This is a genomic window from Yersinia entomophaga (assembly GCF_001656035.1).
GTDB lineage: Bacteria > Pseudomonadota > Gammaproteobacteria > Enterobacterales > Enterobacteriaceae > Yersinia > Yersinia entomophaga.
Window position 1 is genome coordinate 3131829 of the sequence record NZ_CP010029.1, and the last position, 24829, is coordinate 3156657.

Here is a 24829-nt window from a genome sequence, read left to right on the forward strand (position 1 = left end):
TGAATTGTAAATTTGAATTTATAAGGTAAGTGGATTTGATTTTATATAATGACTATTACGTATGACGATTAATTAACTGTATTATATTAATTAAGGATAAAAACCTTCACGAATTTGCCTCGGAGTGATATTAAACGTGCGACGCAGTGCGGTCGCAAAATTTGCGGAGCTGGTATATCCGGCAATGGCAGCGGCTTGATCGATACTGACTCCTTCTTTTTTTAAGGCCAGCATGGCGCGCTTCAATCGGCAATGGCGCAAATACTCAAATACCGTCACGTTATAATTCTCTCGGAAACGGCGTTGCAGCGTGCTGGGACTCATATTAATTGACTGAGCCAGTTCTTGCAGTGAAAGTTGGTCGGCTTCGCCGCTTTCCAGCCAGTCACGTAACTGTTGAATCCGATTCAAGCCACGCAGAGATATTTTGTTTTGCTGTTGGCTTGATTGTTCCAGTGAGCTGAATGCCTCGATAATCAGACCGATACACTGGCTTTCACATCGTAACCGCTCCAGTGGCGTGCGGTAGGGGGGCGCACTTGCTATTTGCTGGGCGATGGAAATCGCCTGGACAGATGGTTGCCATAAATGAATTGCCAGATGTTGCTGAGTGAAGTCGTACAGTTTCTCCCATCCTCCTTCCTGCGGCAGCAAATCCCCATATAGCCATTCGCGGTCAAAGGTCAGCGTTAAAGTGCGTTCATGACCATTTTTCTTTCCATGCCGGGTAAATAAGGTGTTCTCAACGAGAGAAATCAGAGAGGAAGGCCCTTTCTCATGTAGCTCTAATGGTTTGCCACCAAAGGATATATTCGCGCTGCCGCTCACCACGATAGCCAGTTTGAGTGAGGGCGCCAGACAGTTCTGCGTTTTGATGTCGTAAAGATTAGTGACATTCGCCGTATGCAGAATTAAATGGGGGTTGAGGCGCAGTACCTGGAAATCACCAAATAGCACCGGGTCAGTGACAGAGGATTTCCCTCCGCTTAGACGATAGTCGCTGGCGACCAAATTGGATTGTTGCACAATTTGCTCGGGATAGATGGGTTTAGAAGAAGCCGAAACCTTGCGCATACTATTTTTTTTCATCGCAGACAAGATGAGCCCCCCTTGAGCATTGTCTCCATACTTTTTACCCGATGACATTGACGCTGCGGCAAAGAGCTTTGCCGTTTTCACAAACCTTTTTCCTGTAGCGCAATGTAACAATTAGCGCGCCGAATGGGTAATGAAAATAATTATCAATCTTGTTTGTTTTTGTTGGCTCGTTAATCAGTCGTCGGGGACTCTCTCCGCCGCGATGTGTTGCGGGCGCCAGCACTAGGGAAATTTTTATAATGATGAATGTCAAATGGCAGCGGCGCTACCTGGCGGCCATGATCGGCCTGTGTCTCTCCACACCGTTGTGGGCGCAAGCTCAAAATAATATCAAAACCGGTACGGATACCACGTCAACCGAACAACCGGAAGCCACTGCTACATCTACATCGAAAAAAACCAATGCGCTAGCCAGTGGCGACACTTTGGTGGTAACTGCAGAGCAGCAGGTACGACAGGCGCTAGGCGCTTCGGTTATCACCGCGGAAGATATACGCAAACGGCCGCCGGCCAATGATTTATCCGAAATCATCCGAACTATGCCGGGAGTGAATCTTTCTGGCAATTCCGCCAGTGGTCAGCGCGGCAATAACCGTCAGATCGATATTCGCGGTATGGGGCCGGAAAACACCCTGATTATGATCGACGGCATCCCTGTTTCCAGTCGCAATGCGGTACGTTACGGCTGGCGCGGCGAGCGTGATACTCGCGGTGATACCAATTGGGTTCCCGCCAATATGGTAGAAAAAATCGAGGTGTTGCGTGGTCCTGCGGCGGCTCGCTATGGCAATGGTGCCGCCGGTGGCGTGGTGAATATCATCACTAAGCAGCCGAACAAGCAGCTACAAGGTAGCTGGAATGCTTATATGAATGTGCCGCAGCACAGTAAGGAAGGGGCGACCCGTCGCACTGACTTTAGCCTGATGGGGCCACTAAGCGATACGCTCAGCTTCCGTTTATACGGCAGATACAATAAAACCGATGCCGATGAGTGGGATATCAACGCCGGTCATGAGTCATTGCGCACGGGTAATCAGGTCGGGACTTTACCTGCCGGACGTGAAGGCGTACGTAATAAAGATATCAATGGCTTATTGCGCTGGGATTTCAGTCCCGGTCAGTCTCTGGAATTCCAGGCAGGCTATAGCCGTCAGGGAAATATTTACGCTGGTGATACGCAAAATACCAACAGTAACGCCATTGTGCGCAGCCTGTACGGTGCTGAAACTAACCGCATGTATCGTGAGAATGTCTCGGCAACCCACCGCGGATTCTGGGATAGCGGCGTTAGCACTACGTCTTATCTTCAATATGAAGAAACCCGAAATTCGCGGATCAGTGAAGGTTTGGCCGGCGGTACCGAAGGTATTTTCTCAAACCGCGGTTTTAATACCATCACCCTGGATAATTACGTTGCGCACAGCGAAGTTAATCTGCCGTTCGAGTGGGGCGTAAATCAGGTCGTGACCATTGGGGCGGAGTGGAACGATCAGAAAATGCATGATCCAGCCTCCAATACTCAAACCACGACCGAAGGCGGTAGCGTAGGCGGTTTGAAGGATTCCGGGCGCAATACGCGCACATCGGCGCACATTGCTTCTCTGTTTGTGGAAGATAATATCGAACTGACGGAAACGACCATGTTGACGCCGGCTGTGCGCTACGATCATCACAGCAAAGCAGGGAGCAACTGGAGCCCGGGGGTGAACCTTTCTCAGGCGTTGGGCGATAATTTTACGCTGAAAATGGGTATTGCCCGCGCTTACAAAGCGCCAAATCTGTATCAGACCAACCCGGACTATCTGCTATATAGCCGTGGGCAAGGCTGTTACGGTGGCGGCGGGAGTTGCTATTTAATGGGGAACGAGTCTCTGTCGGCGGAAACCAGCGTAAATAAAGAGATCGGTCTGGAATTCCATCAGGATGGGCTGATTGCTGGTGTCACTTACTTCCGTAACGATTACCGTAATAAGATTGAGCCGGGTTTGATATCAATAGGTAATGCCAGCGGTGGGACAGGCGCCTACGTGGATTCAGATATTTTCCAATGGGAAAACGTGCCTAAAGCCCTGGTGGAAGGTCTGGAAGGCAGCCTGACGGTTCCGGTTACTGATGATGTGCAGTGGAGCAGTAACCTGACCTACATGCTGAAATCGGAGAACAAAACCACCGGGGATTATCTTTCCATCACGCCAGAGTTCACCTTGAATAGCTCTCTGAGCTGGCAGGCGACAGACGATTTATCGTTAATGACCAATGTGGTGTGGTACGGTCGCCAAAAACCGAAGAAATTCGACTATCAGGGAAATCTGGTCACAGGTACTGCGACCAGAGAAGTCAGTCCTTACGCGGTATTTGGTCTGAGCGGCAGCTATACGCTGACTAAGAATGTCAGTGTCACTACTGGGATTGAAAATCTGTTTGATAAACGCCAGTTCCGTGCGGGTAACGCGCAGAGCGTGGCGGGTATTGAAGGTGCCGGAGCCGCGACCTATAACGAACCGGGACGCACTTTCTTCCTTAGCCTGAATACGCAGTTCTAATCGTTAATTTTATTGAATAAAATCGATAGCCCGTAGCGATACGGGCAGTTTTTGATAACAAATATCCGCGCAATCAATCATCTGTTAACCCCCAGTGACAGGCTAGAAATAAAGCTACTTCACGAGTGAAACAGCAAATGGTTTTGGGCTATCAAACTCCCACCGCCTGATTTCTTAACCATAAAAATTGACCGTTATCGGATTGACCTTATTTTCTGCTCCCTATGCTAACCCTTACTCCTATCAGCCTGATCCGCAATACATAACCTGCACGGAGAGATAGTATCCATTGCAAAAATATGGTTATTATGTTGCGGAGTATTTATCACCGAAACCACTTGGTTAGCCACGAATTGATATTCCAAACAAATTTTTCAGGTGATTACACTGTGCTCAACGATTCAGCAAAAATTTAATGTTGCTTTTATGTGAACGAATTAACAACCAGTTCAGATCCTGATATGCTGGCTGCGCAGAACCGGGCACTTACCCTACAACTTTAGGCATCGATTTCGGTGACCGGAGAGAACGGTTAGCCAGGCAAAATAAATGATAATGAAAGCGAGGAGAATGTCGTGCTAGAAGAATACCGTAAGCACGTAGCCGAGCGTGCCGCTGAGGGGATCGTCCCGAAGCCATTGGATGCATCTCAAATGGCCGCGCTGGTTGAAGCATTAAAGAATCCGCCTGTGGGCGAGCAAGAATTCCTGTTAGACCTGCTGATTAACCGCGTTCCACCCGGCGTTGATGAAGCAGCCTACGTAAAGGCCGGTTTCCTGGCCGCCATCGCCAAAGGCGACGCAACCTCTCCACTGATTACTCCTGAAAAAGCCGTCGAGTTGCTCGGTACTATGCAGGGCGGATATAATATCCATCCTCTGATTGATGCACTGGATAACGAAAAGCTGGCACCTATCGCCGCTAAAGCCTTATCTCACACGTTGCTGATGTTCGATAACTTCTATGACGTGGAAGAAAAAGCCAAATCCGGCAACCCGCATGCCAAACAAATCATGCAGTCCTGGGCCGATGCGGAATGGTATCTGTCTCGCCCGGCGCTGGCGGATAAAATCACCGTGACGGTGTTTAAAGTGACCGGTGAAACCAACACCGATGATTTGTCTCCGGCACCTGATGCCTGGTCGCGCCCGGATATTCCGTTGCACGCACTGGCTATGCTGAAAAATGCTCGCGAAGGCATTTATCCCGATCAGCCGGGCAGCGTTGGCCCGATTAAACAAATCGAAGAACTGAATAAGAAAGGTTTTCCGCTGGCTTACGTCGGTGACGTTGTGGGTACCGGTTCTTCCCGTAAATCTGCCACGAACTCAGTGCTGTGGTTTATGGGGGACGACATTCCTTATGTGCCGAATAAGCGCGGTGGCGGTGTGGTTTTGGGCAGCAAAATTGCGCCTATCTTCTTTAACACGATGGAAGATGCCGGGGCATTACCGATTGAAGTTGACGTTGCCAAGCTGAATATGGGCGATGTGATTGATATCTTCCCGTATTTGGGTGAGGTACGTCGGCACGATACCGGTGAAGTGCTGGCGACATTTGAACTGAAAACCGATGTTTTGCTGGATGAAGTTCGCGCCGGTGGTCGTATTCCGCTGATCGTCGGCCGAGGTTTGACCACTAAGGCTCGCGAAGCCTTAGGTTTGCCACCGAGCGAAATTTTCCGTCAGGCCAAGCCGGTTGCCAAAAGCAATAAAGGCTTTTCTCTGGCTCAGAAAATGGTCGGTCGCGCCTGTGGCGTTGATGGTGTGCGCCCGGGTGAATACTGCGAACCTAAAATGACCTCCGTGGGATCTCAGGATACCACTGGGCCTATGACGCGTGATGAGCTGAAAGATCTGGCGTGTCTGGGTTTCTCCGCTGATTTGGTGATGCAGTCATTCTGTCATACCGCCGCTTATCCTAAGCCGGTTGATGTGACCACTCACCATACGTTGCCTGATTTCATCATGAACCGCGGTGGGGTTTCCCTGCGTCCCGGTGACGGTATCATTCACTCATGGCTGAACCGTATGCTGTTGCCGGATACCGTCGGCACCGGCGGTGACTCCCATACTCGTTTCCCTATCGGGATTTCCTTCCCGGCAGGTTCGGGTCTGGTGGCGTTTGCTGCTGCGACTGGCGTTATGCCGCTGGATATGCCGGAATCGGTTCTGGTGCGCTTTAAAGGCAAAATGCAGCCGGGTATCACTCTGCGTGATTTGGTACATGCCATTCCTTATTACGCCATTCAGGAAGGCTTGCTGACCGTTGAGAAGAAAGGAAAGAAAAACATCTTCTCTGGCCGCATTCTGGAAATCGAAGGCTTGCCTGAGCTGAAAGTGGAGCAGGCATTTGAACTGGCCGATGCTTCAGCCGAACGTTCTGCCGCCGGTTGTACCATTAAGCTGGATAAAGCGCCGATCGAAGAATATTTGAAATCTAACGTGGTATTGCTGAAGTGGATGATTGCCGAAGGCTATGGCGATCGCCGTACTTTGGAGCGCCGCATTACTGGCATGGAAAACTGGCTGGCTAACCCGAGCCTGTTAGAAGGGGATGCCGACGCAGAATATGCCGCAGTGATCGAAATCGATCTGGCCGAGATCACTCAACCTATTCTGTGTGCACCAAACGATCCGGACGATGCTCGCCTGTTGTCTGACGTAGCAAACAGCAAAATCGACGAAGTCTTTATCGGTTCATGCATGACCAACATCGGGCACTTCCGCGCCGCCGGTAAGCTGTTGGATCAACATAAAGGTCAGCTGCCTACTCGCCTGTGGGTCGCGCCACCAACCAAAATGGACGCCGCTCAGCTAACGGAAGAAGGCTATTACAGCATCTTTGGTAAGAGTGGGGCGCGCGTTGAAATTCCGGGCTGTTCACTGTGCATGGGTAACCAAGCGCGCGTGGCCGATGGGGCAACGGTAGTTTCTACCTCGACCCGTAACTTCCCGAACCGTTTGGGTACCGGTGCCGATGTGTATCTGGCTTCAGCTGAACTGGCGGCTATTGCTGCTTTGTTAGGCCGTCTACCTACGCCGGATGAATACCAGACTTATATGGCTCAGGTTGATAAGACTGCGGTTGATACTTATCGTTATCTTAATTTCGATAAATTAAATGAATATACAGAGAAAGCTGACGGCGTCATTTTCCAGACTGCGCTGTAAGCTATTTTTTGTATTAATCATTAATTTTACTAATAAATTGAAGGGGGCCGATGGCCTCCTTTTTATTGCCTTGTATTCCGTGCTACGGGCGATTTCCTCCGTGATTTCTGAGTATTACTCGCGATAGATCACTCTAGGTTTCGTTTCTGACAGAGTGAGTGAGCGGCATTTGATTCTCTATTTATCACCTGTTCTCCCCGTTGAATGCCTTGTCGAAACATTAGATTATCTTTGTTATCCACTGCAATAGACTACGCTTTCAAAGCAGCCAGCGGCTGTAAGCGTGCGTTAATCCTTTCTTTTTCACAGCGGAAATTACCTAATGACGACACAGACCTCCGATTCATATTCGATAAAAAATCATAATAGGATGGCAGGTAAGCGTGTACTTATTACTGGTGGTACATCGGGTATCGGTTTGGCAGCGGCAAAGCTAATGTTGCAGCAGGGCGCTCAGGTTGCGATTACGGGGATCACACCGGAAAGCCTGGAGAATGCCTGTAAAACTCTGCCCGCAGCCAGAATTTATGCCAGTGATTCCGGCAGTATTCAGCAACAGAGGAGATTGGCTGAAAAAGTTAAACAGGATTTTGGTCAGTTAGATGCCTTGGTACTGAATGCGGGAATGGGGATTTGGCATTCACTGGAAGATTGGACCGAAGCTGATTTTGATCGGCAGATGTCAGTGAATTTCAAAGGGCCGTTCTTCTTACTACAAGCCTTAAGACCCTTGCTGAGCAACCCGGCCTCCGTAGTGATAACCACTTCCATTGCCGCTCATCGTGGCTTGCTTGGTGCGCCGATTTACGGTGCTTCCAAGGCGGCGCTGCTGGCGGTAATGCGTGGTTTAACCACGGAGTTGGCCGGCGATGGCATCAGAATCAACGCGATTTCACCCGGCCCGGTGAATACGCCAATATTGTATAAACAGGGAATGGATGGGGATAAATTCCACGAGCAGTTTACGCCGCTGCTTCCAGTGCAACGTTTCGCTGAAGCCACAGAAATTGCTCAGGCTATCCTGTTCCTGGCGTCTGATGAATCCAGCTACTTGTACGGAAGTGACATCGTGGTCGACGGCGGCCTGATGGCAACATTCCCCGGCTAATGCAGATAAGTAGGATGCAAACCTTTCAAACTGCGGTTTAAGCCGCTATATTTCGCATCTAAATACGCGGGGGGCCAAGGGTCTCCCGTTTTTATTGGGTGTAATCGCAAGATGTTGCATAACTTTGCGAGCTTGGACTTAGTTAGCCCGCCAATAATGTTTAAACTAATAGTAAGAGCAATAGGAGGGCGTGCTATGGACTATGAATTTTTGCGTGATCTAACGGGGCAGGTAATCGTCAGATTCTCCATGGGGCATGAAGTGATCGGCCACTGGCTCAATGAAGAAATTAAAGGTGACCTGACTAAACTCGATGAGATCGAGACCGCCGCGGCTCAGGTCGCCGGTAGTGAACGCCAATGGCAGCAGGTGGGTCATGAATACACTTTGTGGCTGGACGGTGAAGAGGTGATGGTTCGGGCTAACCAACTTGATTTTGAAGGCGATGAAATCGAAGAAGGTATGAACTATTACGATGAAGAGAGCCTCTGCATGTGCGGATTAGAGGATTTCCTCGCCGTGTTAAAAGGCTACCGAGCCTTTATTCTGAAATATTGATTTTTATTTTTCTCTTGGTGAGGCTGGCGATCGGCTGGCAGACCAACACAGCAGCGAACCGGCTACCACCATTCCGACGCCCGGGAGAAATGCGGCTGACGGCGGCGTACTGAGCCATAAACTGGCGATCAGTACTGACAGCAAAGGCGTAAAATATGAAAGGGCAGCGACCAACGTGGCGTTGCCCTTTTTCATGGCGCTATCCCAGCATTGGTAGGCCAGCGCAGTACTACAGCCCATCATCAACAGCTCCATGACTGCCCGCGGTGTAAAATGAAGTGGCCCCGGTGTCAGGGTAAAAAACAGTAGCCACAGGCACAGCGCACAGGCCAGAAGAAACAGCGGCAGTACACCTCGGCCACGACTATAAACACGCACCAGATTGGAGTAAATAGCCCAGGCAAAGGCAGCGAGCAGCGCTAAGCTATAAGCTAGCGGGTTATGGTTGATATTCGTGGCCAAGATACTGATATCCAGACCATTTCCACCGCTGACAACCCAAATAACGCCGAATAAGGCAATGGCTGCCCCTAACCATAGCCACCAGCGGGTGCGTAACCGCAGTAGTACGACGGCGAAAAGCAGAGTGAGGCTGGGCCACAGATAGTTGATTAGGCCAATTTCCAGCGTCTGTTGGCGATCGCTCGCCATTCCGATGGCAATAGCAAAGGCAACCATATAAATAACGAATAACGCACCGCATCCCCATAAATATGCTGGATGCTGCCCGCGAATCTGCGGTTTACCGCCCACCAGCCAGACCAGTATTCCGCTGACGCTATAGATCGCCGCTCCTGCACCAAAGGGGCCTAAGGTTTCGGCTAACCCACGCGTGAGTGCGACACTCATGCTCCAAAGTAAAATAGCAACTATGCCCAATAATGTAGCGGTACGTTCCATGTCGGCAGGCTCAGCGTCGGCGATGAAATATCAGCCAGCCAGAGTACGACATTCGAGCAGGAAAAAATGGGATGATGGGTTGATTTATCGTTGTTTTATCGGAAAGAAAGCGTGGCGAGGATAAAAAACACAGGCAGGAAAACCTGCCTGTGAGCCATTTCGCGTCGATCATACTTCCGGAACGTTGCGCCCGTAGTAGATTTCCTGCATTTCTTTGTACAGCAAACGAGTGATGGTTTCTCTTTCTTCATCGCTCAGTTGTTCTGGCTTGGCGTTAAACAGATAGTGCTTCAGATCGAAGTCTTTCAGCATCATCTTGGTATGGAACATGTTTTCCTGGTAAACGTTCACATCCATCATGTGGTACAGCGACTTCATATCATCTGACATAAAGTTCTGGATCGAATTGATCTCATGATCGATGAAGTGCTTCACACCTTTAACGTCACGGGTAAAGCCGCGTACTCGATAATCCATAGTCACGATATCGGATTCTAGCTGGTGGATCAGATAGTTCAGCGCTTTCAGCGGTGAAATAACGCCACAGGTAGAAACTTCGATGTCGGCACGGAAAGTACATAGCCCGCCTTCAGGATGGCTTTCAGGATAGGTATGCACACAAATGTGGCTCTTATCCAAATGAGCAACCACGGAGTTAGGCAGCGGGCCGGGATGTTCTGATGTATCGACATCACGAGGATCGATGGGCTCTTCGCTGACTAAGATAGTGACACTGGCACCCTGAGGATCGTAATCCTGACGAGCGATATTCAAAATATTCGCGCCGATGATCGAGCAGGTTTCGCTCAAGATCTCGGTCAAGCGGTTGGCATTGTATTGTTCGTCAATGTAGGCGATATAGCCATCGCGGTCATCTGCGGTCTTGGCATAACAAATATCGTAAATACAAAAACTCAGGCTCTTGGTCAGATTGTTGAAGCCGTGCAGTTTAAGCTTGTGCAATTTAGTTCACCTCCTTACGGATTAATACTCAACGTTTTGTGGAAAGTGCATTCAGCAGATACTGTGGCAGGGCAAAGCTACCGACATGAATTGCTGGATTATAGTAACGACAGGTCAGGCCTGCGTGTTCAAACCGGGCTTGCAGTGTAGCGAGATCTAACTGACGCAGCGCCGGGTTTTGCGTAGCCCAGGCAAAGGTCATGATACCGCCGTAATATGTCGGAATGGCTGCCTGATAGAAACTGACATCGCCGAAATAGTTGCTGAGTTTTTTGTGGCTATCGACGGCTTCATCCTGCTGGAGGAAACACACGCCATTTTGCGCGACGAAAATACCGCCTTCGTTCAGACTACGGGCGCAACCTTCGTAGAATGCCGAGGTGAACAGGCTTTCGCCCGGGCCGATTGGATCGGTGCAGTCAGAGATAATGACATCAAACTTTTCGTTGGTCTGATTAACGAAGTTAACGCCGTCGTCGATTACCAGTTTGAAGCGCGGATCGTCATAGGCTCCGGCATTGTGGTTCGGCAGATACTGGCGGCAGAATTCTACGACGCCGGCGTCGATTTCCACCATGGTGATTTGTTCAACGGTGCTGTGGCGGCTGACTTCACGCAGCATGGCACCGTCGCCGCCGCCGATGATCAACACTTTCTTCGCCTGACCGTGAGCCAGCAGCGGAACGTGGGTCATCATTTCGTGATAGATAAACTCATCGCGCTCGGTAGTTTGCACTACGCCGTCCAGCGCCATGACGCGGCCTAAAACCGGGTTCTCGAAGATCACCAGATCCTGGTGCTCGGTTTTCTCGCGGTACAGAATATTCTCTACAGAGAAATACTGGCCGAAATTGGCATGGAGCGTTTCATACCAAAGCTCTTTCTGGGACATGTTAGGGCTCTCCTCCGCGGTAACAGCCATGAAAAATGGGCGCAACATCATAGCCAACTCTGCCCGAGGTTGCACGGTTGAATTTCAGACAGAGGCTATTAGGGCGAATTATTAGTTGGCGTAGGCCAATAAACTCAGTGAATCGCGTGCCAGGAATTTGCATTTGGTGGGAACCGGAATGGCGATGCCGCGCAAATCGCGATAGCTCTCTTCACCCAGGTCTTTCATATTGAAGCTATTATAGTTACGTAAATCCCAACGGTTCTGCTGGGCAAAATACACAATCGCCCGCTTAATTTCCGTATTAGGTAGTTCGTTGTAGCCGCAATCATTCTTCAGATAAACGAAAACCGCAGTGAGATCGGCAAGATCTTCTGCTTCGGATTCGGTTAAAGCTTGGCTGGCAGATGAAAATCCACACAGAGCGAGCAGCAGCACGACTAACTTTGTTCTTTTCATGGCGGAAATTTGCTTATTTAATTGTCAATAAACGTTAACACATTTGGACAGTCCCACACTAAATTTTCTTATAGAACCTTGGTGTGAACGCACAGACTGGGTTATTGCCTCTTGACCTTACCGCAAGGGGAGGGTTTAGGCTCTTCACTAATTATGTACTGTGCTGCATTTTCTGCACTGATTAAACATTTTGAGGAGACGACCATGCTTCGCCGTGATTTCATCAAATTGACGGCGGCTCTTGGAGCCGCCACTTCTCTGCCTCTCTGGAGCCGAGCGGCTTTTGCCGCTGAGCACCCTAGTCTGCCGATTCCTCCGTTGCTACAACCTGATGCCAGCGGCAAAATCCAATTACAACTGCAAACCGGTAGCATGGTGTGGGTTCCCGGTAAAACGACTCAAACCTGGGGAGTTAACGGCGGATTTCTCGGCCCGGCGATTCGCTTACAGCGTGGTAAACCTGTCACTGTAACGGTGAAAAATACCTTGCCGGAAGCGACCACGGTACACTGGCACGGATTGGAAATACCCGGTGAAGTAGACGGCGGGCCGCAGGCTCTGATTGAGACGGGCGCGACGCGAGAAGTGACCTTTACCGTCGATCAACCGGCGGCGACCTGTTGGTTCCATCCTCATACCCACAATAAAACCGGCTATCAGGTGGCGATGGGATTGGGCGGTCTGGTACTGATCGACGATGACGAAAGCAGCAAATTACCATTGCCCAAGCAGTGGGGCGTCGATGATATTCCGGTTATTTTACAGGACAAATTGCTGGATAAAGACGGACAGATTGATTACCAGCTAGACGTGATGACCGCAGCCGTAGGCTGGTTTGGCGATCAAATGCTAACTAACGGCGCGCGTTTCCCGCAGCAGATTACGCCGCGCGGTTGGGTGCGCTTGAGGGTACTGAACGGCTGTAACGCGCGATCTCTCAATCTGGCGTTGAGCGATGGGCGGCCAATGTATGTGATTGCCAGCGACGGTGGCTTCCTGTCGGAACCGGTAGCGGTTAAAGAACTGCCGATTTTGATGGGAGAACGCTTCGAAATTCTGGTTGATACCGCCGATGGCAAGAGTGTGGATTTAGTCACTCTACCGGTTAAGCAAATGGGTATGACATTGGCGCCGTTTGATCAACCGCTGCCGGTATTACGTTTACAACCGTCACTGGCCGCCGGTAGCAAAGTACTGCCGGATCAACTGGTAGTGTTGCCTGCGCTGGCTTCGCTTGATGGATTGAAGGAACGCTGGCTACAGCTGATGATGAATCCTCAGCTAGATATGCTCGGAATGCAGGCATTGATGACGCGCTACGGGCATCAGGCAATGGCTGGTATGCGCATGGATCAGCACGGCGGCATGGCGATGATGGCCGAAAGTGGTAAGAACAGCGGCGGCTCAATGGGCGGCATGGATCACGGTGCTATGGGGCATGGCAACATGGCCGGAATGGGGCACGGGGCGCAAAAGGCCGAGAGCTTCGATTTCAGCCACGCCAACATGATTAATGGTAAGGCGTTCTCCATGACCGAAGCGGCGTTTGATGCCAAACAGGGGCAATACGAGAAATGGACCATCTCAGGTGAAGGGGACATGATGCTGCATCCGTTCCATATTCACGGCACCCAATTCCGTATCTTAACGGAAAATGGTCAGCCACCGGCGGCACATCGTCGCGGTTGGAAAGATACGGTTCGGGTTGAAGGTGCTCGCAGCGAAGTTTTGGTGCGCTTTAACCATTTAGCGACCGCCAGCCAGCCTTATATGGCCCACTGCCATCTGTTGGAACACGAAGATACCGGGATGATGCTGGGCTTTACCGTCAGCGCTTAACCCGATTCCCCGGACCACACGCGTCCGGGGCTATTTACCTTCATAATCAACTATCTGCCATTTCCTTCACCTGCCCTTATTGCGCACGCGTCGCAACTACTTTCCCGCTATGCTAAACTCAGCGGCTTTCTTCAGGTAACCGACGTTAAAAACTTATGAAACACACCGTAGAAGTAATGATTTCCGAGCAGGAAGTAAAAGCCCGTATCGCCGAATTAGGCAGTCAAATCACCGAGCATTACCGCGACAGCGGCAGCGAAATGGTTCTGGTCGGCTTGCTGCGTGGTTCTTTCATGTTTATGGCGGATTTGTGCCGCACTATCAATGTTTCTCATGAAGTCGATTTCATGACGGCCTCCAGCTACGGCAGCGGTATGACCTCAACCCGCGATGTAAAAATCCTCAAAGATCTGGATGAAGATATTCGCGGCAAAGACGTGCTGATCGTCGAAGACATCATCGATTCCGGTAATACTCTGAGTAAAGTGCGTGAAATTCTGCAACTGCGCGGCCCAAAATCTCTGGCAATCTGCACCTTGCTAGATAAACCAGAGCGCCGCGAAGTTGAAGTTCCGGTTGAGTGGGTTGGTTTCAAGATTCCAGACGAGTTTGTTGTTGGCTACGGTATTGATTACGCGCAGCGTTATCGTCATTTGCCGTATGTAGGCAAGGTGGTCATGCTCGACGAGTAATGGTGGTCGGTACTGCGCGTTCGCACTTTAAGGTTGGGAAGTGCTCGCTATCCTCATAGACAGAAAGTCCACTCCGGTAGCTGCGCGCCAGGCTAGAGTCTGTAGAAATAACCAAGGGCACAATGTGCCCTTGACGTGTTACATCGCTTTGCCTTGTAATAATGTCGCCATCGCTTTTCGGTAGACCATTTCCAGACTGCTTAGGCTGGTGGCCGAAACCTCTAAATCGCGCAGCAAACCATCTTCAATGCCGTAAACCCAACCGTGAATCATCGCTTTCTGCCCGCGTTTCCAAGCGGAGCGCACGATAGTGGAGTGACCAAGGTTGTAAACTTGCTCTACGACGTTGATTTGGCATAACACGTTGCTACGTTCTTCCTGCGGTAGCTCGCCCAGCAAAGAGCTATGTTTGTACCACAGGTCGCGGATGTGCAGCAGCCAGTTGTCGATCAGCCCCATTTCCTCGCCTTTGATTGCCGCTTCAACGCCGCCGCAGCCGAGGTGACCACAGATAATGATATGTTCGACCTGCAATACATCAATGGCGTATTGCACCACGGACAGACAGTTTAAATCGGTATGGATAACCAGATTGGCCACATTGCGGTGAACAAATAATTCCCCGGACTTCAGTCCGGTTAACTGCTCCGCAGGAACCCGGCTATCCGAACAACCGATCCACAGGAAGCGCGGTTTTTGCGCTTGGGCCAGATGCTCAAAAAAATCAGGATCTTGTTTGCTGATGGAGTTTGACCAGCTGCGATTGTTCGCGATGAGCTTTTGGATTTCTTCCATCGATGTTAATAACCTGTAATAAACGAATTGCGATAGGATAATATACGGCAAGCATTATGATTTAGAAATCGGAACAGTTGTTTCGGGTGAGATACAATGTTGTCCGCGTCACGTCTTCCTGGCATTTATCGGGTTTCCCTCTGCTCCCTGTGACTTGTCTCTCGTCAAATCAGCAGGCTAACCCATTGATATTTAGTCCCGAAAGACATTCATTGAATAAGGTTCATGTTTACTTATGACATATGCACTGGAATTAACGCAGTTGACCAAAACCTACGCTGGTGGCGTTCAGGCACTGCGCGGTATTGATCTATGTGTTGAGGCAGGGGATTTCTATGCCTTGCTCGGGCCCAACGGTGCCGGTAAATCGACCACTATCGGTATTATTAGCTCGCTGGTGAATAAAACCTCGGGGCAGGTACAGGTATTTGGTTACGATATTGATAAGGATATCGTCAATGCCAAGCGTCAGCTCGGTCTGGTGCCGCAGGAATTCAACTTTAATCCGTTTGAAACCGTGCTGCAGATCGTTATTACTCAGGCAGGTTATTACGGCGTTACCCGCCGTGAAGCGCTGGATCGCGCAGAAAAATACCTCAGTCAGCTTGATTTGTGGGGCAAACGCAACGAGCGTGCCATTCGCTTGTCCGGCGGGATGAAACGTCGCTTGATGATCGCCCGTGCGCTGATGCATCAGCCAAAACTATTGATTCTGGATGAACCTACCGCTGGTGTAGATATAGAGCTACGTCGTTCGATGTGGGGCTTCCTGAAAGAGCTGAATGCGCAGGGCACCACCATTATTTTGACTACGCATTATCTGGAAGAAGCGGAAATGCTGTGTCGTAACATCGGTATTATTCAAAACGGTGAACTGGTGGAAAACACCACCATGAAACAGCTATTGAGCAAGCTAGAATCAGAGACTTTTATCTTCGACCTGGGGGCGAAAAGCGCCTTGCCGCAGTTGGAAGGCTACCAATATCGGCTGATAGATACTTCCACGCTGGAAGTGGATGTGAAGCGCGATCAGGGTTTGAACGGTTTATTCAGCCAAATGAGTGCGCAGGGTATTCAGGTATTGAGTATGCGAAACAAAGCCAACCGTCTGGAAGAGCTGTTTGTTAATTTGGTCAATGGCAACGGGGGAGAAAAAGCATGACCCGCCTGTATTGGATCGCTCTGCAAAGTATCTGGATCAAAGAAGTGACTCGATTTGGTCGTATTTGGATTCAGACATTGGTACCGCCAGTCATCACTATGTCTCTGTATTTTGTAATATTCGGTAATCTAATCGGCTCCCGTATCGGTGATATGGGCGGGGTGGATTACATGCAGTTTATCGTTCCCGGCCTGATTATGATGGCGGTTATTACCAACTCTTACGCCAACGTGGCGGCCTCGTTCTTTGGCGCCAAGTTCCAGCGCAGTATCGAAGAATTACTGGTAGCGCCGGTTCCAACTCACATAGTGATCGTCGGTTATGTGGGCGGCGGCGTGGCGCGTGGGATTTGCGTCGGTATTTTGGTGACAATTATTTCTCTATTCTTTGTACCTTTGCAGGTACATTCCTGGTCAATGATCGCTTTAACCGTGCTGTTAACCGCGATTCTATTTTCTCTGGGGGGCTTACTTAACGCGGTATTTGCCAAAACCTTCGATGATATCAGCCTGATTCCGACCTTTGTACTTACGCCCTTGACCTATCTGGGTGGCGTCTTCTACTCCTTGACGCTGTTGCCTCCTTTCTGGCAGGCGGTGTCTAAGCTGAATCCAATTGTCTATATGATTAGCGGATTCCGCTATGGCTTCCTCGGTATTACCGACGTGCCATTGGTATTTACCATTGGGGTTTTGGTGCTGTTTATCGTCGTGTTTTATGGCTCAGCCTGGTACCTGATTGAGCGTGGCCGTGGGTTACGCACTTAATTTCAACCTTCAGGTATTATCGTTAAAAGGACAGCACTGAGCTGTCCTTTTTGCTATTTGCATCGTTAAACATAAAATTCTGAAACTAAATTAATCGTAATAATTAATGATCTTAGTGAATATGGTCTTTCTCACGCTTTAGCATCTCATGCTATGCTGGCTTACCAGAACTCTCTCTTTCATTCAGCGCAGTTACGCGCATAAGTAGAACGATAATGTGGCATAAAAACAGAATAGCGATTGGGATGCTACTCGTTATTGTCATGTCGGTAATCATTCCGGCAGCCCATGCAGACCTCCTGCAAGAAGAAACGGCAGTGCCTTCTAGGTACATGGTCGCCGATCGTAACAGTGAAATTTATGCGCTGATTGGTGAGCATGTGATTCCCGTTGGCGAGGTTAAAAAAGGGCAGCTATTACAGGTTTTCCCGGCCGCGGCGGAATATTATGAATTCAAGTTTGGCCACGGCATCGGTTTTATTGATAAAGACGATCTGCGTGAGATTAATAAAGCCCAAAAAATGAATGACAGATTAGGCGATCTGAATAAACCAACGCCTAATCAAAATATTCTGACCAAGCGTGCGACCAAAATTTATCTTGAGCCGGATACCGCTAGCGAAGAACTTGGCGTATTGGAAGAGAATCTGCGTTACCCGATTATTGGCAAATTGAAAGATCGCCTGAATAACAGTTGGTATCAGATCAACATTGGCGATCGCTTAGGCTATGTTAGCGGCAATGAAACTGAAATTGATAATGGCATTCCGGTGCTGACTTATCATCATATGCTGAAAAATGAAGAGAATAAGCGCTTTAGGAATACCTCGACCACCACGTCTGACGTGGCGTTCAGTAATCAGATGGCGTATCTGAAACAAGCTGGTTATGACACTATTTCGATGTATCAGCTTGAGGCTTACTTGAATAATCAAATCAATCTGCCGGCGAAAGTGGTCGTGCTAACATTTGACGATGGTTTAAAATCGGTCAGCCGTTACGCTTATCCAATTTTGAAAGAACAGGGTTTCCGCGCTACTGCATTTATTATTTCTTCGCGCATCAAACGCCATCCGCAGAAATGGAACCCTGATTCGCTACAGTTTATGAGTATTTCGGAACTGAAACAGATTCAGGATGTATTTGACGTTCAGTCTCACACTCATTTCCTGCATCGGACCGATAACGCACGTCATCCAATCTTATTGAGCCGCTCTTACCATAATGTCATTTTTGATTTTGAGCGATCCCGACGGGCATTATCGCAATTTAATCCCCACGTGATTTATTTGTCTTATCCGTTTGGCGGGTTTAATCAGAATGCGATTGAGGCGGCAAAGAATTCAGGTTTCCATCTGGCGGTGACGACCATACAAGGGAAAGTCAAACCGGGGGATAATCCGTTTACCTTAAAACGGCTATACATCTTACGCACCGATTCTATCCCTACCATGGCTGAGCGCATCGCCAACCAGCCGGGAGCCGTTGTAGCCAAGACTATACCAGCGGTGATTGAGGCTGAGTAGGTTTGCGAAACCAGTCTCGTCGATCAAAGAGAAAGGAGCCTAAAATGGCTCCTTTTTTACGTATTGAGTAAGACGATTATATCGGCTAACGAAAGGGCGTATTGCCGTGCCTAAATCGCTAGGCAACCTGCACCGGAACCGCTTTGGCTTTGCGCTGTAGTTGGTTGTCGCCTTCGAAATAGGCCACTTTAGGATGGTGCAAACGGGCGTCCACGTCTGACATCTGAACGTAAGAACAGATAATCAGTTTGTCGCCAACGCAAGCGCAGCGCGCTGCCGCCCCGTTGACAGAAATAATGCGTGAGCCACGCTCAGCCGCGATGGCGTAAGTAGAAAAACGCTGACCGTTATCAACGTTATAAATATCAATTGCTTCGTATTCGAGAATCCCAGCGGCTTCCAGAAAATCCTGATCGATGGCGCAGGAACCTTCATAGTGCAAATCAGCCTGAGTCACTTTAACCCGATGAAGTTTGCCTTGCAGCATAGTACGTATCATAGCCTTACCCTTAACCCTAATGTAAACCAGCGAATCTCTGCCAGGCGGAGTTCTCTGGATGAATAACGCTGATGGCGTCAATACTGAGGCAGCCTGCGTTCAGTATATCGACTCAGTTTTGCCGATTTTATAGGTGCTGTCTATATATTGGCGAAGCCTACCGTAAGATAAATTATGACGAAGAATATTTCTGTTGGAAGACTAATGGCATGGGGAATAATCAAGTCGGATACGAACTGAGCACAGAGTATTTTGCTTCAGGCCGTATCCGGTTTATCGGATAAATGCGAGGTTAGTTGATTAAATCAACCTGCTGATTATCGATCAAACGGGCTTTTCCTAACCAGGCGGCCATAAGAATCACCGCGCGCTGGCTTTCAACGGTCAGCGGTTGTAGTGTTTCAGCATCACGGATAAACAGCTCATCCGGAGTGAAGCCCGCTGCGCGAAGCTGTTCCGCCGTGGTTGCCAGCAATTCATCAATCTGACGCTCGCCCAAGGTGAGTTTTTCAGCCAGATCGTTCATGATTTTCGCCAACTGAGGCGCAATCTTGCGTTCTTCTGCAGTCAAATAGCCGTTACGAGAGCTGAGTGCCAAACCGTCTTTGGCGCGCTTGATCGGCACACCGATAATCTCGATGTCATAGCCCATATCGGCTACCATTTTGCGAATCAACGCCAATTGCTGGTAATCCTTCTCGCCGAAACAGGCGATATCCGGTTGGACCAGATTGAACAGTTTGCTGACGATGGTGGAAACGCCACGGAAATGACCGGGGCGGCTGGCTCCTTCTAAAATGGTCGATAAAGCGGGGACATCCACGTAAGTCTGCTCTTCTAAACCTGCTGGATAGACTTCGCTGGCTGCGGGAGCGAACACCAGATCTACGCCTTGGCGAGTCAGCTTCTCACAGTCTTCCTGCAGGGTTCGCGGGTAGTTGGCTAAGTCATCCGGGCGTTCAAACTGCATGGGATTGACAAAGATACTTACCACCACTACATCGGCACGGGCTTTGGCTTCTTCCACCAGAGCAAGGTGTCCATCATGCAGATTGCCCATGGTTGGAACCAACGCAATTCGTTTGCCATCCTGACGCCAACGGCGGATTTCCTGACGTAAAAACGGCAGGGTTTCGATAATCAGCATTCCCTTTCTCCTGAGTTATTGGAAGCAGTGCTCTTCAGCCGGGTAGATTCCCTGCTCAACTTCCTGAATATATTGTTGGATCGCCAAACGGATATCGCCAGCCTGAGCCAAAAAGTTTTTGCTGAACTTTGGTGTATGGCCACTAGTGATACCGAGAGCATCATGCATAACCAAAATTTGTCCGTCAGTAACATTTCCGGCGCCAATACCGATAACCGGAATGGCCAGCTCTTCAGTGACTCGGCTCGCCAGTTCTACCGGCACGCATTCCAACACCAAGAGCTGAGCGCCCGCCTGCTCGAGCGCAATGGCGTCTTTGAGTAATTGGTTGGCTGCAACTTCTTCCCGACCTTGTACTTTATAACCGCCAAATATATTAACCGACTGCGGCGTAAGCCCCAGATGGCCGCAAACCGGCACTGCGCGCTCCGCCAGCATGCGAACGGTATCGCACAGCCAGCTTCCACCTTCCAGCTTCACCATATTGGCTCCGGCGCGCATTAGCTCGGCCGCGTGGGTAAAAGTTTGTTCCGGCGTGGCATAACTCATAAAGGGCATATCGGAGAGCAGGAGGCAGTTAGGCGCGCCGCGACGGACTGCGCGGGTGTGGTAAGCCACATCGGCGACGGTGACTGGGAGAGTGGAGTCAAAGCCCTGTAGCGTCATCCCAAGAGAGTCACCCACCAGCATGACCTGAATACCTTGCTCATAGAATAGTTGAGCAAAGCTGGCGTCATAGGCGGTGAGAGTCGCAAACTTACGCTTTTCCTGTTTCCATTGGCGCAAGTGGGTCAGAGTAGTCGCTTTCATTATTCGTTCTCCAGAAAATAACCCGACAGACCCGAATAACGGAGCGTTATCACACTTGCGGCCTGCAATCAGTTAACGCCAGTCTACCGCTGATTAGTGCATGTAGATAAGGCAGTTACATTATAAATATAGTGGTCTGAATGCTAGCAAACTCTCGGCAGGAATGCACAGAAGGGATAAAAGGTAGGAAGGGGAACGCGAGATAGCTCGCAACTTAATTTGCAATTACCAAGGGATAAGGCCGTTCTTTGGCACCAATTTAAGGCGATCTACCAGGGATTCTCCGTCGGGGAAAATCAAGTCTGGCGCGATGTCTGCTAGCGGATACAGCATAAACTCGCGCTGTTTCAGACCGTAATGCGGCACCGTCAGACGTTCGGTATTAATCACTCGATCGCCGTACAGCATAATATCCAGATCCAGCGTGCGGGGTCCCCAGCGCTCATCTTTACGCACACGTCCCTGATTACGTTCGATTTCCTGGGTATGATCGAGCAATTGTTCTGGAGGTAACGCCGTGTCGAGAGCGACCACGGCGTTAAGAAAATCAGGCTGATCCTGTGGTCCAAGGGGTTTAGTGCGATAAAGCTGCGAACAGGCGACCAAACGGGTGCGCGGAAGGTGTTCCAGCGCCTCCAAAGCGGTTTTAACCTGTTGCAGCGGTTGTGCAAGGTTGCTGCCCAACGCGATATAAACCCGGATCATAGACCTGTTATGCCCCTTCTTTACGTTGGGTTGGCTTGCGCGGACGGCGCGAGCGAGAACGGCGCGGCGCAGGGTCGGCACCCAAAGTATTCAACATCGCTTTTTGATGCGGCGGCGTAGCTTCCTGGAATTCACCCCACCACTGAGTTAAACGCTGTAGTTCATGGTTGTTTTCCACTTCTGCACGCAGAGCCAGCAAATCGTAGGCCGCGCGGAATTTCGGATGCTCCATCAGTTTGTGCGCCCGTTTGCCCTGACGGCGAGATAGACGTAACTGCAACAGCCAAATATCCCGTACCAGCGCAGTAATGCGTTTTGGAATGGCCAGTGAACGGCATTCTTCATCCAAAATATCATTCATCGCCAGCGCGAAGGCATCGTAATAAGCCAGACCGCTTTCCTGCGCCAGTTTTTGCGCATGTTCGATCAATGGATACCAAAGCATAGCTGCAAACAGAAACGCCGGGTTGACCCGCTTATCATTTTGCAGACGGTCATCGGTATTTTTTAATACCTGAACCAGAATTCGCTCCATTGGCGAATCATTATGCTCAGTAAAATTACGGGCAATCAGCGGGAATAACGGCTGGAAAAGCTGATATTCACACAGTTTAAGATAAGTTTTGTAACCGTAGCCGGATTGCAGCAGTTTGAGCGATTCTTCGAACAGACGCGCTGGCGGAATCTCACGCAGCAGCGAAGCTAAGCGCGGGATCGGCTCGGCGGTTTCCGGGCTGATGGTCATATCCAGCTTGGCGGCAAAACGCACGGCGCGCAGCATTCGTACCGGATCTTCACGATAGCGAACTTCCGGATCGCCGATCAGGCGAATAATCCCTTGCTTCAGATCGCGCAGGCCGCCGGTGTAATCCCGCAGGGCAAAATCGGAAATTCCGTAATACAGGCTGTTGATGGTGAAGTCACGGCGCTGTGCATCTTCCTCGATGGATCCAAAGATGTTGTCGCGCAGCAACATACCGTTCTGAGCTTGCTGAGAAGAATTTTTATCATTGCCCTCAGGTTGTTGCTGTTCGTGATGACCGCGGAAGGTGGCCACTTCGATAATTTCCGGCCCGAACATCACGTGAGCCAAACGGAAACGGCGGCCAACCAAACGGCAGTTACGGAACAGTTTACGAACCTGCTCGGGCGTCGCGCTGGTGGTGATATCAAAATCTTTTGGTTTTTTGCCAAGCAGTAAGTCGCGGACACCGCCGCCGACCAGATAGGCTTCATAGCCTGATTTATTCAGACGATAGAGTACCTTCAGCGCATTATCGCTGATTTCTCTGCGGGAAATATTGTGTTGATCCCGTGGGATTACCGTCATTTGACGTTTTTCCTCAGGCTGCACCGCTTGTTTGACGCGGCCGGTATCAGTTCTAGCGGGCCTTTTTTCTTTGCGGGCCACTTTATCTTCACCGGTAACTTTATCTTCACGGACAGTTTTGTCTTCGCGGATCAGTACCTTACGGCAGAAATTGGCTACTCGGGTAAAAATGGTACACCTCGATAGTGACTAATAATAAACAGAACTACGGAAAAACAGCGGCTAATCATAGCTCACCGAGGTTCCTTTGAGAATGCCGTTATGTTTTCTGGCTGAGTTATTGCACCCTGATGGGGAAGTAAATCCAGGCTCCAGTGTTCAACTGCCCAGCGTAATAATAACGATAGATCAAGATCTTGCCAGCTTTCTGCCACCGGTTGACGCAGAAATTTCAGTGCGGCGACTAAAATTGGGCGCGGATCGCCATCAGGTAGCGGAGGCGCGTGATTCTGCTTAGATAGCTTATTACCGTCATGATTCAACGCCAATGGCAGATGAATATAACTCGGCACCGGCGCCTGCAACTGGTGATACAGCGCAATCTGACGCACCGTAGGCTCGATCAAATCGGCTCCGCGCACGATTTCTGTCACGCCCTGAAACGCATCGTCTACCACTACCGCCAGATTGTAGGCGAACAGCCCATCACGACGGCGAATGATAAAATCCTCTTCAGCCAACGCGGGATCGGCATGGAGCGATCCCAGCAGTCGATCTTGAAAAACGTAAACCGGATGGGTTTGGCGCAGACGGATAGCGGCGTTATCGGGCGGTAAATGCAGGTTGCGGCAATGACCGTCGTAGAAACCGCCAATTTGCTGAATGCGGCGACGGGTACAGGTGCAGTAATAGCTTAATCCTTGTTGGCGCAGCCAATCAAGGGCGGCGCGGTATGCATCGAGGCGTTGGGATTGATAGATAACCTGACCGTCCCAGTGGAGGCCATAATGGTCTAAAGTGGTGAGGATGCGACCAGCAGCGCCCGGAATTTCCCGAGGCGGATCAATATCTTCAATACGAACTAACCAACTTCCGCCTTGAGCACGGGCTTGCAGGTAACTTCCGAGGGCCGCAATCAGCGAGCCAAAGTGTAAATCTCCGGAAGGAGAGGGAGCAAAGCGCCCCACATAGCGATGATTTTCTGACATAAATAGAGGGAGGTTGCTCCCGTTGTGTTATGCGGTGCCAGGGAAAGCCCGGCACCGTGTTACACGTTCTTGCTGAATTAGCCAGCCATCTGCTTTTCGCGGATTTCAGCCAAAGTTTTACAGTCAATGCATAAATCCGCAGTTGGCCGTGCTTCCAAACGGCGAATACCGATTTCTACACCACAAGATTCGCAGAAACCGAAATCGTCATCTTCTACTTTTTTCAGCGTTTTCTCGATCTTCTTAATAAGCTTGCGCTCACGATCGCGGTTACGGAGTTCAAGACTGAATTCCTCTTCTTGAGCAGCGCGGTCAACCGGGTCAGGGAAGTTAGCAGCTTCGTCTTGCATATGAGATACAGTACGATCTACTTCATCCCTGAGCTGATTGCGCCATGCTTCAAGAATCAGCTTGAAATGCGAAAGCTGGGCGGCATTCATATACTCTTCGCCTGGCTTCTCTTGGTACGGCTCCACCCCAGCGATGGCGAGAATGCTCAAGGACGAGGTTTTACGTTTTTGCCCTTCTTGCATGATGCTTCTCCTACATTCATACGCACTATCGAACGATTCCCCAAAGTACGGGGGAAAAATCAGGCCGCTATAAATAACAGATGGAAGGTAGGTTGGCAATTATTCCTGTCGCCTGCTTGACAATGCTGTGAAGGAAGGCGTATTTGGCGAGACCCTATGCGGCAATCGGCTTTTTATTCAGC

22 protein-coding genes are annotated in these 24829 nt (G+C 50.0%); 9 read left to right on the forward strand and 13 right to left on the reverse strand.

The window, feature by feature from the left end:
• Positions 1-90: 90 nt before the first annotated feature.
• The gene (locus PL78_RS14155) at positions 91-1098 is read right to left on the reverse strand and encodes a helix-turn-helix domain-containing protein (RefSeq protein WP_064518450.1); all 1008 of its coding nucleotides are present in this window, start codon (positions 1096-1098) and stop codon (positions 91-93) included.
• Between the two features lie 242 nt (positions 1099-1340).
• Here PL78_RS14155 and PL78_RS14160 point away from each other — a divergent pair, with 242 nt between their 5' ends.
• The 4 genes from PL78_RS14160 to yacL all read left to right on the forward strand — a co-directional run bounded on the left by PL78_RS14160 (position 1341) and on the right by yacL (position 8480).
• On the forward strand, positions 1341-3641 hold the full coding sequence (locus PL78_RS14160) for a TonB-dependent siderophore receptor (RefSeq protein ID WP_064518453.1): 2301 nt from the start codon (positions 1341-1343) through the stop codon (positions 3639-3641).
• Positions 3642-4216: 575 nt separating this feature from the next.
• Positions 4217-6814: a bifunctional aconitate hydratase 2/2-methylisocitrate dehydratase gene (gene acnB, locus PL78_RS14165; RefSeq protein ID WP_064516459.1), complete on the forward strand. Its 2598-nt coding sequence runs from the start codon at positions 4217-4219 to the stop codon at positions 6812-6814.
• 370 nt (positions 6815-7184) lie between these two features.
• Positions 7185-7922 carry an SDR family oxidoreductase gene (locus PL78_RS14170; protein WP_235600972.1) on the forward strand — a complete coding sequence of 246 codons (738 nt, stop codon included), beginning with the start codon at positions 7185-7187 and terminating at the stop codon, positions 7920-7922.
• Between the two features lie 195 nt (positions 7923-8117).
• Positions 8118-8480 (forward strand): protein YacL, encoded by a 363-nt coding sequence (gene yacL / locus PL78_RS14175; RefSeq protein WP_049598736.1) that lies wholly within the window; start codon positions 8118-8120, stop codon positions 8478-8480.
• Positions 8481-8483: 3 nt separating this feature from the next.
• Here yacL and yddG read toward each other — a convergent pair whose 3' ends face one another.
• From yddG to PL78_RS14195, 4 genes are all read right to left on the reverse strand, one after another.
• Positions 8484-9380, reverse strand: a complete 897-nt coding sequence (yddG, locus tag PL78_RS14180; RefSeq protein ID WP_064516462.1) for an aromatic amino acid DMT transporter YddG — start codon at positions 9378-9380, stop codon at positions 8484-8486.
• A gap of 168 nt (positions 9381-9548) precedes the next feature.
• Positions 9549-10343, reverse strand: a complete 795-nt coding sequence (gene speD / locus PL78_RS14185) for an adenosylmethionine decarboxylase (RefSeq protein ID WP_049598732.1) — start codon at positions 10341-10343, stop codon at positions 9549-9551.
• Between the two features lie 28 nt (positions 10344-10371).
• On the reverse strand, positions 10372-11235 hold the full coding sequence (gene speE / locus PL78_RS14190) for a polyamine aminopropyltransferase (protein WP_064516463.1): 864 nt from the start codon (positions 11233-11235) through the stop codon (positions 10372-10374).
• Positions 11236-11346: 111 nt separating this feature from the next.
• Complete coding sequence (locus PL78_RS14195) at positions 11347-11694, reverse strand: YacC family pilotin-like protein (RefSeq protein ID WP_064516465.1); 348 nt, start codon at positions 11692-11694, stop codon at positions 11347-11349.
• Positions 11695-11898: 204 nt separating this feature from the next.
• Between PL78_RS14195 and cueO the strand changes: the two genes are divergently transcribed.
• Complete coding sequence (gene cueO / locus PL78_RS14200; protein WP_064516467.1) at positions 11899-13533, forward strand: multicopper oxidase CueO; 1635 nt, start codon at positions 11899-11901, stop codon at positions 13531-13533.
• Between the two features lie 155 nt (positions 13534-13688).
• A complete protein-coding gene (hpt, locus tag PL78_RS14205) occupies positions 13689-14225 on the forward strand; it encodes a hypoxanthine phosphoribosyltransferase (RefSeq protein WP_049598727.1) in 537 nt (178 codons plus the stop codon).
• 138 nt (positions 14226-14363) lie between these two features.
• On the opposite strand, the gene can is transcribed toward hpt, so the two are convergent.
• The gene (gene can / locus PL78_RS14210) at positions 14364-15020 is read right to left on the reverse strand and encodes a carbonate dehydratase (protein WP_049601342.1); all 657 of its coding nucleotides are present in this window, start codon (positions 15018-15020) and stop codon (positions 14364-14366) included.
• 235 nt (positions 15021-15255) lie between these two features.
• On the opposite strand from can, the gene PL78_RS14215 reads away from it, so the two are divergent.
• From PL78_RS14215 to PL78_RS14225, 3 genes are all read left to right on the forward strand, one after another.
• Positions 15256-16182 carry an ABC transporter ATP-binding protein gene (locus PL78_RS14215; protein ID WP_064516469.1) on the forward strand — a complete coding sequence of 309 codons (927 nt, stop codon included), beginning with the start codon at positions 15256-15258 and terminating at the stop codon, positions 16180-16182.
• Positions 16179-16949, forward strand: coding sequence for an ABC transporter permease (locus PL78_RS14220; protein ID WP_064516471.1), 771 nt, complete (start codon positions 16179-16181; stop codon positions 16947-16949). The genes PL78_RS14215 and PL78_RS14220 overlap by 4 nt, the downstream gene beginning before the upstream one ends.
• A 215-nt stretch (positions 16950-17164) precedes the next feature.
• Complete coding sequence (locus PL78_RS14225) at positions 17165-18475, forward strand: polysaccharide deacetylase family protein (RefSeq protein ID WP_064516474.1); 1311 nt, start codon at positions 17165-17167, stop codon at positions 18473-18475.
• Positions 18476-18593: 118 nt separating this feature from the next.
• Here PL78_RS14225 and panD read toward each other — a convergent pair whose 3' ends face one another.
• The 7 genes from panD to dksA all read right to left on the reverse strand — a co-directional run bounded on the left by panD (position 18594) and on the right by dksA (position 24647).
• Positions 18594-18974 (reverse strand): aspartate 1-decarboxylase, encoded by a 381-nt coding sequence (gene panD / locus PL78_RS14230; protein WP_049601330.1) that lies wholly within the window; start codon positions 18972-18974, stop codon positions 18594-18596.
• Positions 18975-19266: 292 nt separating this feature from the next.
• A complete protein-coding gene (panC, locus tag PL78_RS14235) occupies positions 19267-20121 on the reverse strand; it encodes a pantoate--beta-alanine ligase (RefSeq protein WP_064516476.1) in 855 nt (284 codons plus the stop codon).
• A gap of 15 nt (positions 20122-20136) precedes the next feature.
• Complete coding sequence (panB, locus tag PL78_RS14240) at positions 20137-20931, reverse strand: 3-methyl-2-oxobutanoate hydroxymethyltransferase (RefSeq protein ID WP_064516478.1); 795 nt, start codon at positions 20929-20931, stop codon at positions 20137-20139.
• A 225-nt stretch (positions 20932-21156) separates the two neighbouring features.
• Complete coding sequence (gene folK, locus PL78_RS14245) at positions 21157-21636, reverse strand: 2-amino-4-hydroxy-6-hydroxymethyldihydropteridine diphosphokinase (protein WP_064516480.1); 480 nt, start codon at positions 21634-21636, stop codon at positions 21157-21159.
• A gap of 7 nt (positions 21637-21643) precedes the next feature.
• On the reverse strand, positions 21644-22966 hold the full coding sequence (gene pcnB, locus PL78_RS14250) for a polynucleotide adenylyltransferase PcnB (RefSeq protein ID WP_235600973.1): 1323 nt from the start codon (positions 22964-22966) through the stop codon (positions 21644-21646).
• 233 nt (positions 22967-23199) lie between these two features.
• Entirely contained in the window at positions 23200-24114 is a 915-nt protein-coding gene (gene gluQRS, locus PL78_RS14255; protein ID WP_064516483.1) for a tRNA glutamyl-Q(34) synthetase GluQRS, read from the reverse strand.
• A gap of 77 nt (positions 24115-24191) precedes the next feature.
• Positions 24192-24647: an RNA polymerase-binding protein DksA gene (gene dksA / locus PL78_RS14260; protein WP_002209354.1), complete on the reverse strand. Its 456-nt coding sequence runs from the start codon at positions 24645-24647 to the stop codon at positions 24192-24194.
• Positions 24648-24829: the final 182 nt, after the last annotated feature.

Coding starts and splice junctions, on each gene's coding strand:
- can (WP_049601342.1), bottom strand. CDS start 15,020: ATGGAAGAAATCCAAAAGCTCATCGCGAACAATCGCAGCTGGTCAAAC.
- panD (WP_049601330.1), bottom strand. CDS start 18,974: ATGATACGTACTATGCTGCAAGGCAAACTTCATCGGGTTAAAGTGACT.
- hpt (WP_049598727.1), top strand. CDS start 13,689: ATGAAACACACCGTAGAAGTAATGATTTCCGAGCAGGAAGTAAAAGCC.
- PL78_RS14195 (WP_064516465.1), bottom strand. CDS start 11,694: ATGAAAAGAACAAAGTTAGTCGTGCTGCTGCTCGCTCTGTGTGGATTT.
- cueO (WP_064516467.1), top strand. CDS start 11,899: ATGCTTCGCCGTGATTTCATCAAATTGACGGCGGCTCTTGGAGCCGCC.
- yacL (WP_049598736.1), top strand. CDS start 8,118: ATGGACTATGAATTTTTGCGTGATCTAACGGGGCAGGTAATCGTCAGA.
- PL78_RS14160 (WP_064518453.1), top strand. CDS start 1,341: ATGAATGTCAAATGGCAGCGGCGCTACCTGGCGGCCATGATCGGCCTG.
- folK (WP_064516480.1), bottom strand. CDS start 21,636: ATGATCCGGGTTTATATCGCGTTGGGCAGCAACCTTGCACAACCGCTG.
- gluQRS (WP_064516483.1), bottom strand. CDS start 24,114: ATGTCAGAAAATCATCGCTATGTGGGGCGCTTTGCTCCCTCTCCTTCC.
- panB (WP_064516478.1), bottom strand. CDS start 20,931: ATGAAAGCGACTACTCTGACCCACTTGCGCCAATGGAAACAGGAAAAG.
- PL78_RS14215 (WP_064516469.1), top strand. CDS start 15,256: ATGACATATGCACTGGAATTAACGCAGTTGACCAAAACCTACGCTGGT.
- PL78_RS14220 (WP_064516471.1), top strand. CDS start 16,179: ATGACCCGCCTGTATTGGATCGCTCTGCAAAGTATCTGGATCAAAGAA.
- yddG (WP_064516462.1), bottom strand. CDS start 9,380: ATGGAACGTACCGCTACATTATTGGGCATAGTTGCTATTTTACTTTGG.
- speE (WP_064516463.1), bottom strand. CDS start 11,235: ATGTCCCAGAAAGAGCTTTGGTATGAAACGCTCCATGCCAATTTCGGC.
- panC (WP_064516476.1), bottom strand. CDS start 20,121: ATGCTGATTATCGAAACCCTGCCGTTTTTACGTCAGGAAATCCGCCGT.
- PL78_RS14225 (WP_064516474.1), top strand. CDS start 17,165: ATGTGGCATAAAAACAGAATAGCGATTGGGATGCTACTCGTTATTGTC.
- PL78_RS14170 (WP_235600972.1), top strand. CDS start 7,185: ATGGCAGGTAAGCGTGTACTTATTACTGGTGGTACATCGGGTATCGGT.
- pcnB (WP_235600973.1), bottom strand. CDS start 22,966: ATGACGGTAATCCCACGGGATCAACACAATATTTCCCGCAGAGAAATC.
- dksA (WP_002209354.1), bottom strand. CDS start 24,647: ATGCAAGAAGGGCAAAAACGTAAAACCTCGTCCTTGAGCATTCTCGCC.